Consider the following 22,539-nt stretch of genomic DNA (forward strand, 5'->3'; position numbering starts at 1 on the left):
CTATGGAAGAACTATTTAATCTCAGTATAAAAAAACAAATTGAAGGTTTAAAAACCAAAAAATTTTCCTGTGAGGAACTTTTGAATTCATATTACACTAGAATAGAATCAATAAATTCTAAGATCAATTGTTATATAACAATTGAAGATTTAGACTCTCTTAAAAAGGATGCAAAAGAATCAGATAAAAGATACCTTAATAATTCTGCATTGCCCTTGGAAGGTATTCCAATAGCTCATAAGGATATTTTTTGTACTGAAGGCTTACTAACTACCTGCGGTTCAAGGATGCTAAATAACTTTATACCTCCATATTCTTCAACCGTTGTTGAAAATTTTAAAACAGCAGGGGCAATATCTTTAGGTAAAACAAATATGGATGAATTCGCAATGGGCTCTTCTAATGAAACTAGTTTTTACGGTGATGTAAAAAACCCTTGGGATTTAGAATGTGTTCCAGGAGGATCTTCTGGTGGTTCAGCAGCATGTGTAGCAGCTTCCCTAGCATCTGCATCAACTGGAACAGATACAGGAGGATCTATTAGACAGCCAGCATCTTTATGCGGCATAACGGGAATTAAACCTACTTATGGAAGAGTTTCCAGATATGGAATGATAGCCTTTGCATCAAGTTTAGACCAGGGAGGAGTCCTTGCAAAGTCGGCAGAAGATGCTGCTCTTATGCTTGAAATAATGAGTGGCTATGACCCAAAAGACTCAACATCTCTAAATGTTGATGTGCCTAACTTTGCATTAGAAGCTCAAAATGATCTTAAAGATATAAAAATAGGTCTTCCAATTGAGTTCTTTGAAAAAGATATTCCTCAACATGTACAAAAATCTATTGATGAAGCTATAAAAATATTAGAAAAACTAGGTGCTAAATTCCAGAAAATTTCTTTGCCTAATGTTGACCTTGGAATAGCAGCCTATTACGTAATTGCACCAGCTGAGTGCTCCGCAAACCTTTCAAGATATGATGGAGTTAAATTTGGTTACAGATGTGAAAATCCAAAGGACTTGGATGATCTTTATAGCAGGACTAGAGAAGACGGTTTTGGTTATGAAGTTAAAAAAAGGATTCTAACTGGGACCTATGTCCTTTCTGCCGGTTATTATGATGCTTATTATTTAAAGGCACAAAAATGCAGACAACTTATTGCTAATGATTTCAAGGAAGTTTTTAAAGAAGTTGATATGATTTTATCTCCTACTGCCCCTGACACTGCCTTTAAAATTGGCTCTAAATCTAAAGATCCATTATCCATGTATCTTGAAGATATTTTTACCATACCAGCAAATTTGGCAGGACTTCCAGGAATTTCTTTCCCATGCGGTAATAATCAAGGATTACCAATTGGATTGCAATTAATCGGAAATCATTTACAAGAAAGTTCCATATTATGTGTTGCACAAAATTTTCAACTAGAGACAAACTGGCATCTTGAAAGACCTAATATTAAATAAGATGAATAATAATTGGGAGATAGTTATAGGACTTGAAGTCCATGTCCAATTGGCAACTAAATCTAAGATATTTTCTGGAGCTAGCACAACATTTGGAGCTGCTCCTAATACTCAAGCCTGTAATATTGATCTTGGTATGCCTGGAGTATTGCCTGTATTAAATGAAGAAGTACTTAAAATGGCTGTTAAATTTGGTCTAGCCATTGGTGCAAATATAAATAGTCCTACTCAATTTGCGAGAAAGAATTATTTCTATCCAGATTTACCCAAGGGTTACCAAATTAGTCAATTAGATAGGCCGATAGTGGAAGGTGGGTCATTAAATATAGAAATAGATAATAATACTGAAAAGACTATAAGGATAACTAGAGCACATTTAGAAGAAGATGCAGGAAAATCTCTCCATGAAGATTTTGCTGGAATGACTGGTATAGATCTTAATAGAGCAGGAACTCCTTTGCTAGAAATTGTTTCAGAACCAGATCTAAGAAGTGCTCAAGAATCAGTCCAGTACTTAAAAAAGATCCACTCTATCATTAGATATTTAGGAATATCAGACGGAAATATGGCAGAAGGCTCTATGCGATGTGATGCTAATGTTTCAGTTAGAGAAATAGGCCAAACTGAATATGGCACTCGAACAGAGATAAAAAATATCAACTCTTTTCGGTTTGTAGAAAAAGCAATAAATTATGAGTTAAAAAGACAAATAGAAGTCATAGAATCTGGAGGTAGAATTATTCAAGAAACTCGACTTTATGATTCACAACTAGATCTAACAAAACCAATGAGGTCTAAAGAAGTTGCAAATGATTATAGGTATTTTCCTGAGCCTGATTTATTACCGGTTATCCTAGAAGATGAATTTATAAAAAATATCAGTGATAATTTACCAGAGCTTCCAACTCAGAAGAGTAAAAGGTTTATCAAAGAATATCATTTAAATAATTATGATGCTGGCGTTTTGTCAGCAGAAATAGAACTTGCTAATTTTTTTGAAGAAGCGATCAAGCTTTCTAACTCTCCTAAACCAACAGCTAATTGGGTAATGGGAGAACTCCTTGGTGCTTTAAACAAAGATAATCTTTCAGTAAGTGAATCAAAAGTAAGTGCAAGAAATCTGGGTACGCTAGTAAAAAGAATAGAAGACCAAACAATATCTGGCAAGACCGCTAAAGAAGTATTTGAAATTATGTGGCAAGAAACAAAAGATGTAGATGACATAATTGAAAGTAAAGGTCTTCAGCAATTAACTAATACAGGCCAAATAGAAGATTTAGTGGACAAAGTTTTGAGAGAAAATCCCGATCAACTAAACAAATTTAAATCTGGAAAAGATAAATTATTTGGTTTTTTTGTCGGTCAAGTTATGAGAGCATCGAAAGGAAAAGCTAATCCTAGTCAGGTAAATGACGTCCTAAATAAAAGGTTAAAAGAATAGCCTATCTTGAAGATGCAGATTAATCATGTTTCTGAAATCTTTGACAGTCCTTTTTCTTTCTAATTTTGGTGAATGAGCAACATGTTCTAGAAATCCATAAAAACACATTAGTACCAAATCAGTTTGCCTCTCTAAAACATTTGGAGCCTTTCCGGGCCAACCCTTCTTAATAATCTGAAGTAACTTCTTCCTATAAATTAGCTTATTTTTAGATTTAAAATCTGCGGGATGCTCAGCTTTTTTAAGTTTCTCGTCAAGAACTTTGTAGACTTTTTTCTACAAGCTTTTTTGTTCTTTTAAAAAAATATCTTCAATAGAGGAAAAGTATTCTAAAGCTCCTGAAGTTTCCATAGAAAGTTCTTTTGCTATAAGAGGAATTGAAATCCTTTCAATTCTTCTATCCCTTCTTAATGAAGAAATAGTCTTAGATAAAATCTTGTCTCTTATAATAGCACTTTTCTTGACCATCACATTTCTTGTGAAGATGGCCTTATTATCATTTCATTAACCGAAACAGACTCAGGTTGATTAATACAATAACAAATTGCAGAAGCTATATCATTTGCATCTAAAAAATCATGATTTAATCTTTCAAGCATTGCTTTCATGACTGTCTCATCTTTTATTGAATTACCTAATTCAGTTGTAACTGCCCCCGGGCTAATATTAGTAACTCTTACTTTGTTGGCAAGTTCTTGGCGTAAGCCTTCACTAATTGCTCGAACCGCAAACTTTGTCCCAGAGTAAACAGCTGTCATTGCTCCTGATCTATGACCCGCTACTGAAGAAACATTAATAATATGTCCTGATTCTCTTTCAAGCATATGATTAAGAACAGAATCAATTCCATAAAGAACTCCTTTGATATTTACATCTATTGTTTCATCCCATTCTGAAACCCGCCTTGAAGAAATCAATGACAAGGGCATTATCCCGGCATTATTAACTAACACATCTACCCTACCGAAAAGGGATAGAGTTTCTTCAGACATTTTTAACATTTCTTTATGATTTGCAACATCGGCAACATGGTAGTGAGCATCTTCACCTAATTCTTCAGCTATCTTCTTAAGTTTATCTTCTCTTCTAGCAACTAACATAACCTTAGCGCCACCATTGATAAGCATTCTAGATGTGGCCTCTCCTATCCCACTGCTTGCTCCAGTTACTATTACTACTTTCTTAGTTGTCATGGGTTATCTACACCATAAACATTGTCAGAGCTTCAGCAAAATAGGCCGGTTTTTCTATGCCTTCAATTTCCATAACTACTTCTGACTTTAATAACCATTGTCCAGGATTTTTTTCTGTTACCTCCTTAAGAGTACTTCTTACTCTCACTTTTGCTCCCGAAGGTACTGGACTTAAAAACCTAACTTTATCAAGACCATAATTTATACCTGCCTTTACATTTTCAGGAAAAATAGTTCCTGCTTGAGAAGTTAAATAAGGAAGTAGAGAAAGAGATAAAAAACCATGGGCAATTGTAGAACCAAATAAAGGTTTGGCTGCCTCTTCATCTACATGAATAAATTGATGATCCTCAGTTACATCAGCAAATTTATTAATTCTTTCTTGATCTATCTGAAACCAATCAGACACTCCTAATTCCTCTCCAATATAATCTTTTATATTTTCTGCGGCGACTATCTTCATAATTATCTCCTTACTTATTTAATAAATGTTCTTTATATTCCTCTCTTAATCCGGTCTTAAGTAGTTTTCCAGTAGCGGTATGAGGTAGCTCTTCTACAAAGATCACATCATCTGGCATCCAAAATTTAGCTATCTTATCTTCTAAGAAATTTAAAACTTCCTCTTTTGAAATATTTTTTCCCTCTGCTAGAACTACAAATAAGATGGGTCTTTCATCCCATTTCTCATGAAGAGCTCCAATAACGCAGGCCTCTGCTATATCTTGATGACCAACTGCTATATTTTCTAAATCAATTGAGCTTATCCATTCCCCTCCAGATTTAATAACGTCCTTACTTCTGTCGACAATTTGCATATATCCTTCAGGATTAATAGTTGCAACATCTCCAGTATCAAACCAACCGTTTCTATCCAAAGCTGAATCTTCAGACTTATAATACCTTTCAACAATAGTAGGTCCTTTAACCATCAATCTTCCAAAAGTTTTTCCATCTCGGGGAAGTTCTTCTCCCGATTCGTCGGCAATCATCATTTCGACGCCAAAAATTGATTTACCTTGCTTTTGTTGAATATCATAACGTTCTTCTAAGCTCATATTTTCCATAGCTGGTGTTTTACTTGTCATAGTTCCAAGAGGGCTCATTTCTGTCATACCCCATCCATGAAGTAAAAAAGCAGCATGCTTTTCTTCAAACTCCTTAATCATAGCTCTAGGTGCGGAAGATCCTCCAACTAAGACTGTGTCTACAGAATCTAATACGTGATTTCCTTTATTTAGATGTTGAAGTAAACCTAACCAAACCGTAGGAACGCCTAATAAAATATTGGGTTTCTCAGCTTCTATAAGAGCATGTAAGGATGCTCCATCTAAGTCGGGTCCAGGCAGTACCATTTTACATCCAAACATACATGATGCGTAAGGCAAACCCCATGCGTTAACATGAAACATTGGAACAACAGGTAACAACACGCTTGAATTAGATAAATTCATTCCATTACCTGAACTTGCCATCCATCCATGTAAAATTGTAGAACGATTTGAGTATAAGACTCCTTTAGGATTTCCAGTAGTGCCTGATGTATAACAAAGAGAAGAGGCTGCATTTTCGTCTAAATCTGGCCAACTAAATTCTTCAGATTCGTTCTCAATTAATTCTTCATAACATAAAATATTCTTTAACCTAGTATTTGGCATATGATCTTTATCGGTTAAGACGATTACACCTTTTATAGAAGGAAGTTTTTCAATTAATGACTCGATCAAACTTACAAAAGATAAATCTATAAAGAGATACTTATTTTCAGCATGATTTATTATATATTCTAGTTGCTCTGGAAAAAGTCTTGGATTTATAGTGTGTACTATTGATCCTATCCCAGAAACTCCAAAATATAATTCAAAATGTCTATATGTATTCCATGCCAAAGTTCCGACAATATCTCCTTTTTTAAATCCCATTTTAGTAAGAGCATTTGCTAATTTTCTAGATCTATTTGCTGAGTCTTCTAATGAGTACCTATGTATAGAACCTTCTACAGTTTTAGAAACTATCTCGGTATCAGCGTGATTTTTTACAGCATGCTCTATTAATCCAGAAATCAATACCTGACTTCCCATCATATTTCCTAACATTCTTAACTCCCTTTCTTTTTTAATTTACTTGATATAATTTTATTTAACGGACCAGAATATCTCCGTAAAGCCCAAGCTTCAAGTGACTTTTTATCATTTCCTTCGATAATCTTTTTAAGAAAACGTAAATTATTAAAGAAATCCCATAAAAAAGGAGACCATTCCAGCTGAAGTTGACTCTTCCACTCTATACATAAATCATTCGAAAGATCTATCAATATATCAATATCTTCAACTTTACTTAGATCAGGAACTATGTCAAAAGGACCATAAAAAAAAGGCATGAGTTGCTTAAAAGCATCTGGAATTTCAAACTTTTTTAAAATATCATCAGTTTTTAACTTGCCATCTAGTTGAGATAAAATAATACTATCAGTGATTGGTAGCCCTGTTCCATTCAATCCAAAACCTTTAACATTTTCTATATTAATAAGTCTATCCTTTAGAGGTCCTATGAAAAACTTTGTTGGGCAGTAATCGTTGGCATAATAGTTATCCCAAATTAATACTGGATTAGAAATGACTTTTTGTAATTCTTGAATTTCTTCGTCGATAATTGATTCACTCACAACATTTTTTCCTGTCCAAAGCATGGGCAAATTACTTGGTACTTCTTCTGCTAAAGTCTTTAAGTAAGGTGAATTAAAAATATCATCACCAGCAAAACTATTACAATAAACTGTAGGGCAAAAAATTAACGGGCTAGTAGATTTTTTTTCTAAATATTGTGAGATTTGATTTATTATATTTCCATGTTCAACAGCTAAATATTTATCTCTCTTAAATTCAAGATCATCAAACAAGATTCCAAATTCTGAAAAGCCGACTGAATGTAATTGGTTGAATTTCTCTTTTAAGTTCTCCAAGTCACTAGCAGCTCCTTTACTAAAACTAATTCCAGGGGATAAACAAAAATAAGGTGTAATTCCTAGTTGGGTTGCTTCTTCTGTAAAACTTTTAAAATTATGCAATGCATCGTCAGGATAAGGTGTGGACCATTTTATTCGGTGATATGGATCTTCTTTAGGGGCATATATATATAAATCCATCCCAAGATGAGAAATAGATTTTAATATAGTGGACCTGTCTTTCCAGGATAACAGCTTGCCATAATAGCCTTCAATGTAGCCCTTAAATTGCATACTATTTATTCCCGCAAGTTGAGCACAAAGGATCTCTCTTAATATTTAGCCTTTGAGTTTCCCCTTTTAAAAAATCATAATTCTCTAAGATAGACTCTCGATATGAACTCAAATTTAATATCTTTTTTAACGCTTCAATTACTTGCATAGAACCTATAATGCCAGTTATTGGTGCCAAAATACCAGCTTCTGAACAACTTAAATCCTCCTGCTCAGTAAAACCAAAACAACATTCATAACAAGATGAATTTGGTAATTCAAAATTAAATACTGAAATCTGTCCTGACCAACCTAAAGCTGCTCCAGATATTAAGAAAGCTTTTTTACTAAAAGCAACTGAATTGATAGCATAACGAGAAGCAAAATTATCAGTTGCATCTATTATGATTTCACCCTTTAAGATAAATTCTGTTAAAACCTCAATATCAATCTCTTTTTCTATTCCTTGGACCGAAGAATCTGATCTAATCTTACTTAGAGCTTCTAAAGTTTGATTAACTTTAGATTTATTAATATCCGACTCCTGAAATAGAACCTGTCTATGTAAATTTGAAATATCAACATGGTCATAATCGCAAAGAATGAGTTCTCCTATTCCAGCCCTACATAAATAATTAGCTGCAATAGATCCAAGTGCTCCAAGGCCTATGACAACTACCCTAGCATTGTTAATTCTTTGTTGCCCTTCTACATCAATCTCAGGCAATAAAATCTGCCTACTATATCTTAATAAATCTTTATCTTTCATGCCTATATTTTTATACCTCTTGAAATACGATCATCTCCATTTAAGTCTTTATAAGAAGTGTAATCTTCAAAAGAAAAATTATTAAAAATATCTTTTACTATATTTTTTTGCTCTGGAGAATGTTCTAAGAACAACATTCCTTTCTTTCTAAGACAGTAAGAACTTTCTTCAACAATTTTTTGTATGTCCTCTAATCCATTTTTATTAGAAACTAGAGAATTAAGAGGTTCGAATCTAACTCCATCTCCTAATAATCTAGGATCATTTTTAAATATATACGGCGGGTTACTCACAACAACATCCAGTGATCCCTTTTTTATAGAAGATAACCAGTCCCCTTGAATCAGATTAATTTCAATTCCAAGGTCTATTTCATTCTGCTTAGCTACTTTTAATGCTCGATATGACTTTTCTAATGCAAATACCTTCCATTCTTTTCTTTCATGAGCTAATGCCAATGATATTGCTCCACTTCCTGTTCCAGCATCTAATATTTGAATTGATTCTTGACCATAAATGTCTAAAACAATTTCGACTAAAGTTTCCGTCTCTGGCCTTGGAACTAACACATGTTTATTTACCGATAACTCTATATTCCAAAATCCTTTTTTTTCTAAAATATATGCGAGAGGCTCGCCTAGATTTCTTCTATTTATTGATTGCTTTATTATATTTAGATTCGTCTTATTGATGTTCAAAAATTTATTTGTATACAAAGAACTTCTTGAAACACCTAAAATATGTGAGAAGATATTTTCTACATCCAAAGCTTCAACATAATTGCTATTTTTAGCGAATTCTAAATATTCCATAAAAACAGATGATGATCCAGATCTCATTTAAGACCCTTCTTCTAACTTAGCTAGCGCCATAGCTTGCTCTTCTTCTAGTAATGCTGAAATCATGGACTCCATATCTCCATCTAAAAAACCTTCAAAGTTATGAACTGATGTCACTATCCTGTGGTCTGTAATTCTTGCTTGAGGATAGTTATAAGTCCTAATCTTTTCAGATCTGTCACCAGAACCAACCATTAATCTTCTGCTTTCTGCTTGCTCTGCATCTACTTTAGACTTCTCTAACTCCATCAACTTAGATTGAAGTAATTGCAAAGCTTTTTCTTTGTTTTTATGTTGGGATCTACCATCTTGACATTCAACAACTATTCCTGAGGGAATATGAGTTAATCTTACAGCTGAATCAGTCTTATTAACATGCTGTCCTCCTGCTCCTGAAGCTCTAAATGTATCTATCCTTAAATCACTTTTATCTATGGAAATAGCATCTAAAGTTGCCATTTCTGGTAAAACTGCGACAGAACATGCTGACGTATGGACCCGACCTTGAGATTCCGTTACTGGAACTCTCTGGACTCTATGAACTCCCGATTCAAATTTCAACTTCTTATAAACATCTTTTCCTTCAATTTTTGCAACTATTTCTTTGAAACCTCCATGATCTCCGTGACGAATATTAATAGTTTCTATTGTCCATTTATTTCTTTCAGCAAGTCTTGTGTACATTCTAAAAAGATCACCTGAAAATAAAGCTGCTTCGTCCCCTCCTGTACCAGCTCTTATTTCTAAATAAACATCTTTTGAGTCATCCGGATCTTTTGGAAGGAGGTGCTGACGTATTTCTAACATTATTATCTTCAACTCATTTTCTAGTTCCTCACTTTCAGATTGGGCTAATTCCCTCAGTTCATTATCAGAATCATTTTTTAATTGATTTAGCTCCGCCAATGATTCTTGAATCTCAACATATCTATTATATCCTGAGATAATTGGTCCAAGATCTGCATACTCTTTTGACAATGCAACAAAGTTTTCTTGATTCTCAGTTACATCTGGTAAGCTAAGTAATGACTCTACTTCTTTATATCTTAGAGAAATCTGTTTTAATTTGTTTATTAAACTATCTAGCATTTTTAATAATATCTTAATTTAGGTTTTTTATAATTCATGAGAATTCTTAACATAATCTTAACTCCCCTAATCATTAGCTTAGTTTTTTATTCTTGTAGTGCCAAGAGAATTCATAATGACATAGATATAAAAAAAATAAATGTAGATGAAATTGCAGTAATTTCAGCAAAAATAAGCTTCAAAAAAAATGATAAGTTGATTTCGGGTTATTTTAAACTAATTAAATTAAATTCATCTTATAAAATTATTCTTGGAAAGAATTACTTATTTCCTGAGAATTCTTCAATTATCCCTGAAAATAAACTTCTTGATCTAAATGAATTAATATCAACAATGAGTAATGATTTTAATCTTCCTTTAAAATTAAAAATAAATACCAAAGAATTAATAGCTATTTTATTAGGAAATACACATGATAAAAGTTTTGGGAGTATGAAATTACAAATTAAACACAATTATCAAGGATCTAAAAATAAGATTTATCCTAGGAATACTATTATCTCTACAGATAATGAAGAGATTAAAATAGCCATAGACTCTATAACAATAATTTAAATTATTCTATGATTCTAAAAGCTCCAGCTAAAATTAATTTACACCTCCAAGTTATAAAGAAAAGAAATGACGGGTTTCATGATATTAGAACTGCTTTTGAATTAATTGATTTATATGACATTATTTCTATCGAACCTGCTATAGAAAATATTACTCTAAAAGAAGAAGCAAATAGGATTAAAAATAATATTATTCTTAAGGCTGCATTTAATTTGAAAAAATTATGTTCAGTGAAGATGGGAGCAGACATATCTTTAAAAAAGAACATACCTATGCAAATGGGGCTTGGGGGAGGAAGCTCGGATGCAGCTGCTGTTTTACTTGGACTTAATAAACTTTGGAATACTAATTTAAATACAGAGGAATTAAGTGCTCTTGGAAAAGAATTAGGTTCAGATGTCCCGTTGTTTATAAAAGGAACATCTTCCTGGGGGGAAGGAAGAGGTGATATTCTATCGGAAATCATTATTCCAAAAAGAACTTATTTACTAGCCTTACCTAAAGAAGGTATCAGTACCAAAATTGCTTTTGATAATATAGTAGTAGACTCAAAACATAAGTTTAGTCTAGATGATTTTATGCATGGAAAGAAGATAAATGACTTCCAGGATTATGCGCTGAAGTCTTCAGATGAAATTCGTCGTACTTTTGATATACTTCAAAAATATAACAAACCAATGTTAACTGGCACGGGTTCAGCACTATTTATAGAATTTGATAACAAAAAAAAAGCAAATATGGTATTTCAAGAAATAAAAAAGAAAATTGAAGTAATTTTAGTTAATAGCTTAGATTCCTCACCCTTAAAGACTTTATTGACATAAAATACGAATTATATGAAATTGGGGTGTGGCCAAGCGGTAAGGCAACGGCTTTTGATGCCGTCATTCGCTGGTTCGAATCCAGCCACCCCAGCCAAAAAAAAACTAGATGAGAATATTTAACCATGAATAATTCAAGAACAGGTCTTATGCTTTTTTCGGGTACTGGAAACCTCAAATTGTCGGAAAAAATTAGTAAAGATTTAAGAATTTCATTAGGAAAGGCTAACGTAGGTCAATTTAGTGATGGAGAAATAAGTGTTCAAATCGAGGACAATGTTAGGGGTATGGATGTCTTTCTTATACAACCAACTTGCTCTCCAGCTAATAATAATTTAATGGAATTAATTATTATGGTAGATGCAATCAGAAGGTCTTCGGCAGCCAGAATAACTGCAGTAGTTCCTTATTATGGATATGCTCGACAAGATAGACGGGTCCGATCTGAAAGAGTCCCAATAAGTGCAAAAATCACTGCGGATATGCTTCAAAGGTCAGGAATCGATAGAGTCTTAACAGTGGAATTGCATTCAGAACAGATACAAGGTTTTTTCGATATTCCTGTAGATAATGTTTATGGAACAAGAATCCTAAGAGATGATATTTCTCAACAAAAATTAAAAAATCCTTTAATTGTCTCTCCAGATGTTGGAGGAGTTGTTAGATCAAGAGCCTTAGCTAAGGCACTTTCTTTAACAGATTTAGCGATCATAGATAAAAGAAGAGACTCTGCTAACAATTCAGAAGTTATGAACGTAATAGGTGAAGTTGAAGGAAAAGACTGCTTAATAGTAGATGATATAGTAGATACAGCTGGAACACTATGCAATGCAGCAGCCGCACTTAAGAGTAAAGGTGCTAAACAAGTCCAAGCTTATGCAGTACATCCAGTGCTTTCAGGAGAAGCTATTGAGAAAATAAATAAATCAATGCTTGATCAATTGGTAGTAACCGATACTATACCGCTTTCTGAGATAGCTCTGAAGTCAAAAAAGATAAGAGTAATATCTATGGCTTCTACATTAGCCGAAGCTATTAGAAGAGTTAACAATGAAGAATCTATAAGTGCAATGTTCTTATAATGGAACTGGGAGAATATTAAAATGGCAGAAGGTCTAAATATAATAGCAGAAGAAAGAAAGCTAAAAGGAAAATCTAATAGTAGAACTCTAAGGAGCCAAAACTTAATACCTGCTGTTATCTATGGTGCTAAAGATGAAGCCAAGAAAATTCAAATCTTAGAGAAAGATTTAGTAAAAGCTACTCAATTCTCTGGATTTTCTAGTCAAGTAATCAAAATTACATTAGCTAGTGACTCTCTAAATGTTGTTCTCAAAGAATTACAACTCCACCCTTCTTCTCAAAAATTGATGCATGCTGATTTCTTGCGTGTAGACCCAGACACAAGAATAAATCTCTCAATACCTGTAAGGTTTATAAATGAAGACACTTGTGTTGGAGTTAAAATAGGGGGCGGAGTAGTTAGTCATTTAATCAACAATATTGAAATTAGTTGCCTAGCTTCAAATCTTCCAGAATACATTGAAGTAGATGTTGAAAACTTAGAACTTGGTTCTTCTGTATTTCTATCTGAACTAAAACTAGGATTAGGGGTAGAAATTCCTTCATTAGCATTGGGTGAGGATAGAGATCAGGCAGTTGTGTCAATTACAGAAGCAAAAATAATTGATATTGAGCCAGAAATTGAAACATTAGAAGAAGGTGAAGAGTCTGAAGATGGAGATGAGTCAAAAGAAGATTCTGATGAAGAATCAGAGAAAGAACCTAAAGAAGAAAATTAAAGAAAAAGCTCCCAATTTTCAACCTTTATGAAAAACCTACTCATAGTTGGATTAGGAAATCCAGATACTGAGTATGAGTCTACAAGGCATAATGTAGGAGCTCAATTTGTAACAAAATTGGCTGAATCTTATTTCATAAAATTAAAAAAAAATACAAACCTAAAAGGGTTCCATGCTATCCATAAAATAGAAGGAATTAGTCTAAATCTTCTAGTACCTTCGGTCTATATGAACAATAGCGGTCAAAGTGTTAAGGCTACTAAGAAATACTTAAATTTAAAAGCATCTGAAATAATTATTGTTCATGATGAATTAGATCTTCCTGTTGGTATTTCTCGATATAAGGTTGGCGGAGGGCATGGAGGTCATAATGGAGTTAGGGATATAATTGAGAACATTTCTGACCCATCGTTCCATAGAATTAGGATAGGTATAGGTCATCCTGGTATTAATAAAGATGTAACCAAATATGTCTTGAGTAAACCCAAAAAATTAGATTTACCCTTTATAGAAACTTCTTATTCCAATATATTACAGATCATGCCAAAGATCCTTAAACGTGACTGGCAGAAAGCTATGTTAGAACTCCATACCAAGGAATAGATATGAGTTTAAAATGTGGTATTGTTGGATTACCAAATGTCGGTAAATCTACTTTATTCAATGCATTAACTTCGGCAGGAATAGAAGCTCAGAATTTTCCTTTCTGCACTATCGAACCTAACAAAGGTATAGTTCCTATTCCAGATCAAAGGTTAAAAGCGATAGCAGGAATTGTAGATCCTAAAAAAATTATTCCAGCAATAACTGAGTTTGTTGACATTGCTGGACTCGTAAAAGGAGCCTCAAATGGCGAAGGTTTAGGAAACCAATTTTTATCTCATATCAGAGAAACGCAAGCTATAGTTCATGTTGTAAGGTGCTTTGAAAATACTGATATCACACATGTTCATAATGAAATCAACCCAATAGCTGACCTAGAAACTGTAGAGATGGAATTATTACTTGCAGACCTAGATATTTTAATTAAAGCTCAAGATAAACTAGAGAAACAATACAGAAGCGGAGATAAGGATATTAAAAATCAATTTGAATCTCTTGAAGGTCTCAAGGATGATTTAAGTAAAGGTGTGTTTGCCAAAGACAGTGAATTTATTGAATCTGAAAAATATTTTTTTAAAAGCCTACAGCTTATTACTCTAAAACCATCTATTTATATTGCAAATGTTGAAGAAATAAATGATAAAAATGAAATGACAGAAACTTTAAAAGGATATGCATTCAAAAAGAAAGCTCGTTGCCTTACTTTATGCAACCAAATAGAGTCAGAGATAGCAGAACTGGATGTAAAAGAAAGAAGTGAATTTTTAAAAGATCTAGGAATGAAAGAACCTGGGCTAAATAAATTAATTAGAGAAAGTTATGACATGTTAGGCTTACAAAATTACTTTACTGCTGGAAAACAGGAAGTCCGTGCATGGACGATACAAAGAAATGCGACCGCTCCTCAAGCAGCTGGTGAAATTCACTCAGATTTCGAGAAAGGCTTTATTAGAGCTGAAACAATAGCTTATGAAGATTATATTAAATACCAAGGGGAATCTGGCGCCAAAGAAGCTGGAAAACTTAGATCTGAAGGAAGTGATTATATTGTAAAGGATGGGGATATAATCCATTTTAGATTTAATGTATAAAACAAGCTTGACTTTAGACTCTCAGAATCTGAAAATTCGCATCTTGGCTATGTAGCTCAGCTGGTTAGAGCGCGGCATTCATAATGCCGAGGTCGGTAGTTCAAGTCTACCCATAGCCACCACCCCATAAATTACTTAAAGATATTTATGAAAAAATAACCTTTGTAAATCAGCAATATTTTTACCATATCCTGGGTCATTATCAAATGCATGTTCTTGCCCTGAAAAAATATGGAGCTCTGCAGGAACTTTTTCCTTGACTAAAGCTTCATAAAATAAAGAGCTATCTTCTAACTTAACTAACTTATCAGAGGATCCATGGACCAACATACAAGGAGGGTATTTTTCCGTTACATAATTTATAGGGCTCGCCCTATCATAATCCTCTTGGGCAGCTTTTTTACCCATTAATGCAAGAAAAGCATTATCTAAAGGATCTATGTGTGTAAGATTCTTAATTGAAGTTGGTGGATAAATAGCACATACTGCTTTAACTGCAGAATCTACATCATTATTACCTCCTTGACCCTCAAAATCATTATTTAAAAAAGATGCTCCTGCCATTAGAGCTAAATGACCACCGGCAGAATTACCACTTATTCCTATTCTTTTTGGATCAACTCCTAATTTATCAGAATTAAATCTTAAATATCTAATAGCACATTTAACATCTTGAATTTGAGCAGGCCATAATTCTTGATGAGATAATCTGTAAGAACTACAAAAACAAACAAATCCATATCTTGCTAATAGTATTCCATAACCTCTAAGTTGATTTTTATCTCCTTCATACCAACCTCCTCCATGAACTATTACTATAGCCGGTCTATCTTTGTCTTGATAAGGAGGTAAAAATAGATCTCCAAATAATTTTTTTTCTCCCCCTTGACCAAAAAGAATATCATTTTTTATATTTACTCTGCCTTATTGAATTTTCATATTATTTAAGTTTAAAAAAAAGGCACCTCTTGGTGCCTTTTTAAGGTTGAATAAACTAGGAACGATTATTCCAATAACCTAAAATAATTATCAAAGCAATTACAACTCCTAACCCTTCAGAGCCCAGGGTATCTATAATTGGTTTAATATTATCTAGAACACCACCAAAAAATGGAGTTCCTGGTCCAAATAGTACTGAAACTAGTAATGCTACAGAAACAACTAAGGACAAAACCTTAGTAAGTTCCCATAACCAATCACTTATTCTATTAATTAAATCTGACATACAACCTCCACCTATTAGAAAAAAGAAAGGGGTACCCTAGGGCCCCCTTTCAAGTAATACCGGTGTAAAAGACCTAGTTATAAAGATCTAACAATACCGCTAAAACAATAAGTCCTATAAGTCCGTTAGCACCTAAAGTGTCAACAAGAGCTAGAAGGTTATCTAGAACTCCGCCGACAAAAGGTACTCCTGAACCGAAGACCACACCAGCAGCAACTCCTAATCCAACAAGAGCAACTACTATGCCTGTAAGCGATCCGATGATATCTCTAAGAGAATTTAATGCATTCATTTTTCACCCATAATATTTAGCTAAACAAATACTTAGATTAATATCTAAGTAAACCCATTAGAACCCAACCAGAGAACTATAACAACATTGGACTAACACAAAAAGGTCAAAGACACAAATATAATTATTTCTCAATTCCTTTCATGGTTAAACGAATTTTACCTCTTGAGTCTACTTCTAAAACTTTAACACTAATTTTTTCACCTTCGGTTAAAACGTCTGTAACTTTTTCAACTCTTTCTTCTGAAATTTCTGAGATATGAACCAATCCATCCGTATTTGGTAGAATTGTTACAAAAGCTCCAAAATCAGTAATTTTTGCAACTTTTCCTTCATAGATCTTATTCACTTCTGGACTGGCAGTAACTTCTTCTACTCTCTGTACAGCTAATTCTCTTGATTTAGCATTATCACCATAAATTGTGACTCTTCCATTATCATCAACATCTATCAAAGTTTCTGTTTCTGATGTTAATGCTCTTATAGTGTCACCACCTTTACCTATCAGATCTCTAATCTTTGACTTGTCAATTTGTAAAACTACTGCCTGAGGTGCTTTATCAGAGAGAGTGGCTTTTGATTCAGTTATTGTTTCATTCATGTTCTCAAGAATATGAATTCTGGCTACCTGTGCTTTCTCTAAGGCTACTTCAAAAATTTCTTCAGTTATACCATCTATCTTTATATCCATTTGAAGAGCGGTTATACCTTCAGAAGTTCCTGCTACCTTAAAATCCATGTCTCCTAAATGATCTTCGTCTCCTAATATATCTGTTATGACAGCAAAGCCTGAATCTTCTTTCACCAAGCCCATAGCTATACCTGCAACTGCTGCTCTTATTGGTACCCCCGTATCCATTAGTGCTAGACTAGAACCACAGACTGAGGCCATTGAACTGGAGCCGTTAGACTCTGTAATTTCAGAAACTACTCTAATAGTATACGGGAAATCTTCGGGGTCTGGCAGCACTGCTTCCAATGCTCTTCTGGCTAATTTACCATGACCTATTTCCCTTCTTTTTGGTCCAGCTAAAAATCCTGCTTCTCCTACAGAGTAAGGTGGGAAATTATAATGAAGCATAAATTGATCTTTAAATTCTCCCTCTATAGCATCAATTATCTGAGCTTGTTTTGGAGATCCTAAAGTTGTAACCACTAGTGCCTGGGTTTCTCCTCTTGTAAATAAAGCTGACCCATGAGTATTTTTTAAAACACCAATCTCTGAATATAATTGCCTAACTTGATCTAAATCTCGTCCATCTATCCTAGGCTCTCCATTTATAAGTCTAGTTCTGACAATACTCTTCTCAATTTTCTTAAAGGCATCTAATAGATCTGAATCAGTATACTCAGAATCTTCAGAAGAAAGATTTTGAAGAATTTCTTCCTTAATTTCATTAAGTTTCTGGACCCTAGCTTGCTTTTCTTTAATTGAATATGCGTCAGTTATCTTTGCTTCAAAAGATTCAGTAACTTTTTCTATAAGTTCGTTTGTTATTTCTTTAGATATATACTCAACATCTGGTTTTCCTATTTCAACAGCCATTTCTTTAATTGCAGAGATAACAACCTGCATCTCTTTATGAGCAAATAATATCGCTCCAAGCATTTGGCTTTCTGATAATTCTTTTGCTTCTGATTCAACCATAATTACTGCTTTATCACTAGCTGCAACCACCATATCCAAGTAAGAATTCTCTAATTGACTCCTTTTAGGATTAAGTACGTACTTCCCTTCTATAAAACCTACTCTTGCAGCTCCCAATGGACCATTAAATGGAAGCCCGGAAATAGCAATAGCAGCTGAAGCGCCAAGAAAAGCAACTACATCAGGATCTGTATCTTTATCTGCTGAGATGACAGTGCAAACAACTTGAACTTCATATAGAAAATCATTATTAAATAAAGGTCTCAAAGGTCTATCAATGAGTCTAGAAGTTAAAGTTTCTTTCTCTGTAGGTCGACCTTCTCGTTTAAAGAAACCTCCTGGAATCTTTCCAGTAGAATAAGTCTTTTCTATGTAATTTACAGTTAATGGGAAAAAATCTTGGTGTTCTCCTGGTGCTTTGCCTAGAACAACAGTTGCAAGAACTTGTGTATTGTCGCAAGTGACTAGAATTGAGCCAGTTGCTTGTTTAGCAACTCTACCGGTCTCAAAAGTTACTTCTTTATCACCGAAGAGTATTGTTTTTTTGTATGCTTTCATAATTACTTTTTTTTACAATTATTCGTCTTGAATAACTATTTATTCAAGATATATAAATTAATTTGGGTTTAAATAAATAAAACTACCTTCTAAGACCCAAGTCTTCGAGTAGCTTCTTATAAGTATCTGGCTTATGGGATTTAATATAATCCAAAAGCTTTCTTCTTCTATTGACCATTCTTATCAATCCTCTTCTAGAATGATGGTCCTTCTTATTGTCTTTAAAATGATTGTTCAAAGAATCTATATTGGCAGATAGCAAAGCTATCTGAACCTCTGGTGAACCTGTATCTTCCTTTCCGCGACCAAATTTACTAACTAAATCTTTCTTATCTATGCTGCTTAATGCCAAAACTCAACCTTATTATTTATTAAACTAAATTAAATACTAACTAGGAAGTAACCTTTTGGACTTAAGAATATCTAATTCATTTAAATCCCCTATACCTAAAAAAATATTATTTTTTGTATATATTTTAACTAACCCAGTAGTATCTTGGTGTGCATTATAGTCAACTGACTGACCTTTCCTAATCTTTTTTGCATCTTCTTCTGAAATAAATACAGATGGGAGATCTGATATATAAACATCTGCAGGCGATAAGTAATCTAAAATATTACTTTTATTTAATGTCTTAAGAGGTACAGAATGGGTTATGGAATGTTTTCCAATAGAAATTCTTCTCAGATCTTTTAAGGTTGAACCAACTCCTAGTTCCCTACCTATTGATTCAACTAATGACCTTATATATGTTCCTTTCGAGCAAACTACCTCTAATTCAAATGTATGTTTATTTAAGGATAAGACTTCAATTGACCTTATATCAATAGATCTAGATTCTCTTTTAAAATAAATTCCTTTTCTTACCCATCTATACATTGGTTGTCCATTTTTCTTTATAGCTGAATACATAGAAGGTATTTGTGATTGCATTCCAAGAAAACTATTTAAAATTTTATCTAAACTTAAATGACTCCTCCCAGGATCTTTCCTTTGCAAAATTTCTCCCTCTAAATCGCCTGTAGAAGTAATTACTCCTAGAATTGCAGATAATCTGTAATTCTTATATTGATCAGTAATAAATGAACTAAACCTAGTTGCATTGCCAAAGCATATGGGCAGGAGACCGCTAGCTAAAGGATCTAAAGTCCCACAATGCCCTATTTTTTTTATTCCTAAAGTTTTCCTCAAGTTATAAACACAACTCGCTGAACTTATTCCTTTAGGTTTATCTAAAAGTAATACTCCATTCATATAATCTAATTTTCTAAAATATCAATTTCGGGTGAGAAAATTAAGTCTGGAGTATATTTTAAACGTAAATTTGAGCTCAAAACTCCTCTTATGAAGCCTTTTGCCTTAACTAAACCTTCTTGCAAGTCTTCTTCTGATACATTATTGAAACTATTAAAAGAAGAAAAGTATACGTAAGCTTGTTTTTTATCTTCAGATAACTCTACCCTAGTTAAAGTTAATCCATAAAGTCTAGGATCTTTAACTTTATTGTTAATTATTTGGGATAATTCTCTTTTAATTTGATCTTGAAGCCTATCTGCTCTAGTGAAGTCTAAAGATTTCATGCACTTAAGGTTCTCTTAACTTCCAAACGTTCAAATACTTCTATCTTGTCTCCAACTTTCACGTCTTTATAATTAGTAATTCCAAGGCCACATTCCATTCCTGTCTTAACCTCAGATGCATCATCTTTAAATCGCCTTAGAGAATCTAACTTACCTTCGAATATAACTATATTATCCCTAATTACCCTCAGAGGACTATTCCTCTTGATAGAACCTTCTATAACCATAGATCCAGCAATTAAACCAAATTTTGGAGAGGTAAATAGATCTCTTACTTCTGCGGTTCCTAGAATATTTTCTTTAATCTCGGGTTCTAACTTTCCTTCTATAAGCTCTTTAATTGAATCTAATAAATCATATATTATGGAAAATAGCTTTATATCTATAGACTCATTCTCTGCAATATTTTTTGCCGCATTATCAGCCCTCACATTAAACCCAATGACATAAGCATCAGCTGTACGAGCTAAATTTATATCATTTTCATTAATGCCTCCAACAGATTTATGTATGATATTTATTTTTGTTTCTTCAGATTGAAAATTTCCTATTGAACCGACAATAGCTTCTAAAGAACCATGAGTATCTGCCTTTATAAGAAGGTTTATTAATATTTTTGACTTATCATTTAGTTCAAAGAATGCATCTACATTTGAAATTTGTTGTCTAGAAAGTCTATTCAATCTTGATCTTTCAGCCCTTTCTTGAGAAATATCTTTTGCCATTTTTTCACTTGAAACAACTATGAAGTCTTCGCCTGCAATAGGTGGTGTTTCTAGACCGGTAACTATTACAGGCGAAGAAGGTTCAGCAAATTCAACTTTTTTGTTATTCTCATCGATTAAGGTTCTAACTTTTTTAGTTTGCTCGCCTAGCAAAATAATATCTCCTAGCTTTAAAGTTCCTTTTTGAACTAATAATGTTGCTATTGCTCCTTGACCTTTCTGGGTAGAGGAATCCAATACGATGCCTGTAGCAGACCCTTTAAAAAATGTTTTTAATTCTAAAACCTCAGCTTCTAAAGCTATAGCTTCAAGTAGATTATCAACTCCTTCTCCCGTTAAAGCTGAAACTGGAATAAATTGAGTATTGCCTCCCCAATCTTCAGGAACAAGATCTAATTCAGATAGCTCTTTTTTTATCTTCTCAAGATCCGCACCATCGGTGTCAATTTTATTTACCGCAACAATTATGGTGACGCCTGCAACTTTAGCATGGTTTACCGCTTCTTCTGTTTGCGGTTGAACACCATCATCAGCTGCAACGACTAGCACAACAATATCAGTTGAATTTGCTCCTCTAGCTCTAATCTCAGTAAATGCAGCATGCCCTGGAGTATCTATAAAAGTAATTTCACCAGACTTAGTTTGTGCTTTGTAAGCACCTATTTTTTGGGTTATTCCGCCATCTTCACTAGAAGCTACTTTTGCACTCCTTATAAAATCTAACAAAGTAGTCTTACCATGATCAACGTGACCCAAGACAGAAACAACAGGTGTTCTAGATGACTCTTTTCCGGAATAAGATACTAATTCCTGTAATTTATCTTCCTCGAAGACTTCCGAAGCAATTTCGCCTAAATGACCTAACTCTTCAGTTATTAATATGGCAGTATCTTGATCTAAAGTTTGATTTATAGTTGCCATAACCCCAAGACTCATAAGTTTCTTTAAAAGTTCACCTCCCTTAATGGAGAGTAATTGCGCTAAATCTGCAACAGATATTGATTCAGGAATTTGAATTTTCTTTTGAATAAACTCAGCAGGTTTCTCAAATTTATGTTGTTCTGAAGATTTAGATTTAAGTTCAAGAATCCTTTCTCCTTCTAACTCTCTTTCTTCTCTTTTAGAGATCCTAGAAGAAGAATCCTTCTTGGTGTCAACAGGAATCTTTTTAGCTGTTGCACTTTCATCTTTCTTAGAAGTTCTTCTAACTTTGGTTTTGCCCAGAAGATCTACTTTTTTATCTACTTTTTCTTTGGCGTTAGCTTTTTCTTGTTCATTTGCTTTTCTTTTTGCTTCAGCAGATTTAAAATCTATTGAATCCGAGTCATCAGATTTGTCTACTGAAGAAGTGGTCTTAATTTTATTCTTTCTTTGTATTTCTATCTTGTTAGAAACTTGTGAAACTTCTTTTTCTTTTGTCTTCTTTTTTAAAGAAATAGTAGAAGTTTTTTTAAACTTTGGGTTTTTTAAATGCTCTAATAATTTTTTTCTATCTTTATCAGTAACTATTTCATCTTCTGAAGCATGTTTAAGACTAGCTTCTTTCATTCTAGACAAGAGCTTTCCTGAAGAGAACCCTACAATTTCAGCTAGCTTTTTTACCGTTAAATCAGCCATTATTAAG

At 33.5% G+C, this 22,539-nt stretch carries 24 protein-coding genes and 2 tRNA genes; 10 read left to right on the forward strand and 16 right to left on the reverse strand.

The features are described from left to right. Positions 1 to 2: 2 nt before the first annotated feature. Together gatA and gatB are read left to right on the forward strand one after the other, a co-directional pair. Entirely contained in the window at positions 3 to 1,466 is a 1,464-nt protein-coding gene (gene gatA, locus P8J93_04835; protein MDG2061126.1) for an Asp-tRNA(Asn)/Glu-tRNA(Gln) amidotransferase subunit GatA, read from the forward strand. Between the two features lies 1 nt (position 1,467). Continuing rightward, positions 1,468 to 2,907, forward strand: coding sequence for an Asp-tRNA(Asn)/Glu-tRNA(Gln) amidotransferase subunit GatB (gene gatB / locus P8J93_04840; GenBank protein MDG2061127.1), 1,440 nt, complete (start codon positions 1,468 to 1,470; stop codon positions 2,905 to 2,907). A gap of 276 nt (positions 2,908 to 3,183) precedes the next feature. Here gatB and P8J93_04845 read toward each other — a convergent pair whose 3' ends face one another. Genes P8J93_04845 through prfA form a run of 8 tightly spaced genes read right to left on the reverse strand, consistent with a single transcriptional unit; the run spans position 3,184 to position 10,014 of the window. Then, a complete protein-coding gene (locus tag P8J93_04845) occupies positions 3,184 to 3,375 on the reverse strand; it encodes a hypothetical protein (protein MDG2061128.1) in 192 nt (63 codons plus the stop codon). After that, on the reverse strand, positions 3,375 to 4,100 hold the full coding sequence (locus P8J93_04850; GenBank protein ID MDG2061129.1) for an SDR family oxidoreductase: 726 nt from the start codon (positions 4,098 to 4,100) through the stop codon (positions 3,375 to 3,377). Before P8J93_04850 ends, P8J93_04845 begins: the two co-directional genes overlap by 1 nt. 7 nt (positions 4,101 to 4,107) lie before the next feature. Then, positions 4,108 to 4,563, reverse strand: a complete 456-nt coding sequence (locus P8J93_04855; GenBank protein MDG2061130.1) for a MaoC family dehydratase — start codon at positions 4,561 to 4,563, stop codon at positions 4,108 to 4,110. A gap of 10 nt (positions 4,564 to 4,573) precedes the next feature. Beyond that, on the reverse strand, positions 4,574 to 6,196 hold the full coding sequence (locus P8J93_04860) for a long-chain-fatty-acid--CoA ligase (GenBank protein MDG2061131.1): 1,623 nt from the start codon (positions 6,194 to 6,196) through the stop codon (positions 4,574 to 4,576). Between the two features lie 2 nt (positions 6,197 to 6,198). Further along, on the reverse strand, positions 6,199 to 7,338 hold the full coding sequence (locus tag P8J93_04865) for a beta-N-acetylglucosaminidase domain-containing protein (GenBank protein ID MDG2061132.1): 1,140 nt from the start codon (positions 7,336 to 7,338) through the stop codon (positions 6,199 to 6,201). A gap of 1 nt (position 7,339) precedes the next feature. Beyond that, complete coding sequence (locus tag P8J93_04870; GenBank protein MDG2061133.1) at positions 7,340 to 8,086, reverse strand: HesA/MoeB/ThiF family protein; 747 nt, start codon at positions 8,084 to 8,086, stop codon at positions 7,340 to 7,342. A 2-nt stretch (positions 8,087 to 8,088) separates the two neighbouring features. Further along, positions 8,089 to 8,925 (reverse strand): peptide chain release factor N(5)-glutamine methyltransferase, encoded by an 837-nt coding sequence (gene prmC, locus P8J93_04875; GenBank protein ID MDG2061134.1) that lies wholly within the window; start codon positions 8,923 to 8,925, stop codon positions 8,089 to 8,091. Further along, positions 8,926 to 10,014 carry a peptide chain release factor 1 gene (gene prfA, locus P8J93_04880; protein ID MDG2061135.1) on the reverse strand — a complete coding sequence of 363 codons (1,089 nt, stop codon included), beginning with the start codon at positions 10,012 to 10,014 and terminating at the stop codon, positions 8,926 to 8,928. Between the two features lie 36 nt (positions 10,015 to 10,050). Here prfA and P8J93_04885 point away from each other — a divergent pair, with 36 nt between their 5' ends. From P8J93_04885 to P8J93_04920, 8 genes are all read left to right on the forward strand, one after another. Then, a complete protein-coding gene (locus P8J93_04885) occupies positions 10,051 to 10,569 on the forward strand; it encodes a hypothetical protein (GenBank protein MDG2061136.1) in 519 nt (172 codons plus the stop codon). Positions 10,570 to 10,577: 8 nt separating this feature from the next. Beyond that, on the forward strand, positions 10,578 to 11,393 hold the full coding sequence (gene ispE, locus P8J93_04890; protein MDG2061137.1) for a 4-(cytidine 5'-diphospho)-2-C-methyl-D-erythritol kinase: 816 nt from the start codon (positions 10,578 to 10,580) through the stop codon (positions 11,391 to 11,393). Positions 11,394 to 11,412: 19 nt separating this feature from the next. After that, positions 11,413 to 11,487: transfer RNA gene (locus P8J93_04895), tRNA-Gln, on the forward strand. A 28-nt stretch (positions 11,488 to 11,515) separates the two neighbouring features. Continuing rightward, positions 11,516 to 12,472, forward strand: a complete 957-nt coding sequence (locus tag P8J93_04900) for a ribose-phosphate pyrophosphokinase (GenBank protein ID MDG2061138.1) — start codon at positions 11,516 to 11,518, stop codon at positions 12,470 to 12,472. 21 nt (positions 12,473 to 12,493) lie between these two features. Beyond that, complete coding sequence (locus tag P8J93_04905) at positions 12,494 to 13,192, forward strand: 50S ribosomal protein L25/general stress protein Ctc (protein ID MDG2061139.1); 699 nt, start codon at positions 12,494 to 12,496, stop codon at positions 13,190 to 13,192. A 27-nt stretch (positions 13,193 to 13,219) separates the two neighbouring features. Then, complete coding sequence (gene pth / locus P8J93_04910) at positions 13,220 to 13,795, forward strand: aminoacyl-tRNA hydrolase (protein ID MDG2061140.1); 576 nt, start codon at positions 13,220 to 13,222, stop codon at positions 13,793 to 13,795. Between the two features lie 2 nt (positions 13,796 to 13,797). Continuing rightward, a complete protein-coding gene (ychF, locus tag P8J93_04915; GenBank protein MDG2061141.1) occupies positions 13,798 to 14,886 on the forward strand; it encodes a redox-regulated ATPase YchF in 1,089 nt (362 codons plus the stop codon). A 45-nt stretch (positions 14,887 to 14,931) separates the two neighbouring features. Beyond that, positions 14,932 to 15,008 (forward strand) — tRNA-Met (locus tag P8J93_04920). Positions 15,009 to 15,021: 13 nt separating this feature from the next. On the opposite strand, the gene P8J93_04925 is transcribed toward P8J93_04920, so the two are convergent. From P8J93_04925 to infB, 8 genes are all read right to left on the reverse strand, one after another. Beyond that, on the reverse strand, positions 15,022 to 15,786 hold the full coding sequence (locus P8J93_04925; GenBank protein ID MDG2061142.1) for an alpha/beta hydrolase: 765 nt from the start codon (positions 15,784 to 15,786) through the stop codon (positions 15,022 to 15,024). Positions 15,787 to 15,880: 94 nt separating this feature from the next. After that, on the reverse strand, positions 15,881 to 16,111 hold the full coding sequence (locus tag P8J93_04930; GenBank protein MDG2061143.1) for a hypothetical protein: 231 nt from the start codon (positions 16,109 to 16,111) through the stop codon (positions 15,881 to 15,883). Between the two features lie 73 nt (positions 16,112 to 16,184). Continuing rightward, positions 16,185 to 16,403: a hypothetical protein gene (locus P8J93_04935; protein MDG2061144.1), complete on the reverse strand. Its 219-nt coding sequence runs from the start codon at positions 16,401 to 16,403 to the stop codon at positions 16,185 to 16,187. Positions 16,404 to 16,527: 124 nt separating this feature from the next. Beyond that, the gene (gene pnp, locus P8J93_04940) at positions 16,528 to 18,609 is read right to left on the reverse strand and encodes a polyribonucleotide nucleotidyltransferase (GenBank protein MDG2061145.1); all 2,082 of its coding nucleotides are present in this window, start codon (positions 18,607 to 18,609) and stop codon (positions 16,528 to 16,530) included. An 82-nt stretch (positions 18,610 to 18,691) separates the two neighbouring features. Further along, entirely contained in the window at positions 18,692 to 18,961 is a 270-nt protein-coding gene (gene rpsO / locus P8J93_04945) for a 30S ribosomal protein S15 (GenBank protein ID MDG2061146.1), read from the reverse strand. A gap of 36 nt (positions 18,962 to 18,997) precedes the next feature. Beyond that, the gene (truB, locus tag P8J93_04950) at positions 18,998 to 19,864 is read right to left on the reverse strand and encodes a tRNA pseudouridine(55) synthase TruB (GenBank protein MDG2061147.1); all 867 of its coding nucleotides are present in this window, start codon (positions 19,862 to 19,864) and stop codon (positions 18,998 to 19,000) included. 5 nt (positions 19,865 to 19,869) lie between these two features. After that, on the reverse strand, positions 19,870 to 20,190 hold the full coding sequence (gene rbfA / locus P8J93_04955) for a 30S ribosome-binding factor RbfA (protein ID MDG2061148.1): 321 nt from the start codon (positions 20,188 to 20,190) through the stop codon (positions 19,870 to 19,872). Then, positions 20,187 to 22,532: a translation initiation factor IF-2 gene (gene infB, locus P8J93_04960; protein MDG2061149.1), complete on the reverse strand. Its 2,346-nt coding sequence runs from the start codon at positions 22,530 to 22,532 to the stop codon at positions 20,187 to 20,189. The genes rbfA and infB overlap by 4 nt, the downstream gene beginning before the upstream one ends. Between the last annotated feature and the right edge of the window lie 7 nt (positions 22,533 to 22,539).

Source organism: SAR86 cluster bacterium, assembly GCA_029268615.1.
Taxonomy (GTDB): Bacteria; Pseudomonadota; Gammaproteobacteria; order Magnimaribacterales; family Magnimaribacteraceae; genus JAQWNM01.

Bases quoted from the DNA above. Each gene is read 5' to 3' on its own strand.
- gatA (MDG2061126.1), top strand. From the start codon at position 3: ATGGAAGAACTATTTAATCTCAGTATAAAAAAACAAATTGAAGGTTTA.
- gatB (MDG2061127.1), top strand. From the start codon at position 1,468: ATGAATAATAATTGGGAGATAGTTATAGGACTTGAAGTCCATGTCCAA.
- P8J93_04845 (MDG2061128.1), bottom strand. From the start codon at position 3,375: ATGGTCAAGAAAAGTGCTATTATAAGAGACAAGATTTTATCTAAGACT.
- P8J93_04850 (MDG2061129.1), bottom strand. From the start codon at position 4,100: ATGACAACTAAGAAAGTAGTAATAGTAACTGGAGCAAGCAGTGGGATA.
- P8J93_04855 (MDG2061130.1), bottom strand. From the start codon at position 4,563: ATGAAGATAGTCGCCGCAGAAAATATAAAAGATTATATTGGAGAGGAA.
- P8J93_04860 (MDG2061131.1), bottom strand. From the start codon at position 6,196: ATGTTAGGAAATATGATGGGAAGTCAGGTATTGATTTCTGGATTAATA.
- P8J93_04865 (MDG2061132.1), bottom strand. From the start codon at position 7,338: ATGCAATTTAAGGGCTACATTGAAGGCTATTATGGCAAGCTGTTATCC.
- P8J93_04870 (MDG2061133.1), bottom strand. From the start codon at position 8,086: ATGAAAGATAAAGATTTATTAAGATATAGTAGGCAGATTTTATTGCCT.
- prmC (MDG2061134.1), bottom strand. From the start codon at position 8,925: ATGAGATCTGGATCATCATCTGTTTTTATGGAATATTTAGAATTCGCT.
- prfA (MDG2061135.1), bottom strand. From the start codon at position 10,014: ATGCTAGATAGTTTAATAAACAAATTAAAACAGATTTCTCTAAGATAT.
- P8J93_04885 (MDG2061136.1), top strand. From the start codon at position 10,051: ATGAGAATTCTTAACATAATCTTAACTCCCCTAATCATTAGCTTAGTT.
- ispE (MDG2061137.1), top strand. From the start codon at position 10,578: ATGATTCTAAAAGCTCCAGCTAAAATTAATTTACACCTCCAAGTTATA.
- P8J93_04900 (MDG2061138.1), top strand. From the start codon at position 11,516: ATGAATAATTCAAGAACAGGTCTTATGCTTTTTTCGGGTACTGGAAAC.
- P8J93_04905 (MDG2061139.1), top strand. From the start codon at position 12,494: ATGGCAGAAGGTCTAAATATAATAGCAGAAGAAAGAAAGCTAAAAGGA.
- pth (MDG2061140.1), top strand. From the start codon at position 13,220: ATGAAAAACCTACTCATAGTTGGATTAGGAAATCCAGATACTGAGTAT.
- ychF (MDG2061141.1), top strand. From the start codon at position 13,798: ATGAGTTTAAAATGTGGTATTGTTGGATTACCAAATGTCGGTAAATCT.
- P8J93_04930 (MDG2061143.1), bottom strand. From the start codon at position 16,111: ATGTCAGATTTAATTAATAGAATAAGTGATTGGTTATGGGAACTTACT.
- P8J93_04935 (MDG2061144.1), bottom strand. From the start codon at position 16,403: ATGAATGCATTAAATTCTCTTAGAGATATCATCGGATCGCTTACAGGC.
- pnp (MDG2061145.1), bottom strand. From the start codon at position 18,609: ATGAAAGCATACAAAAAAACAATACTCTTCGGTGATAAAGAAGTAACT.
- truB (MDG2061147.1), bottom strand. From the start codon at position 19,864: ATGAATGGAGTATTACTTTTAGATAAACCTAAAGGAATAAGTTCAGCG.
- rbfA (MDG2061148.1), bottom strand. From the start codon at position 20,190: ATGAAATCTTTAGACTTCACTAGAGCAGATAGGCTTCAAGATCAAATT.
- infB (MDG2061149.1), bottom strand. From the start codon at position 22,532: ATGGCTGATTTAACGGTAAAAAAGCTAGCTGAAATTGTAGGGTTCTCT.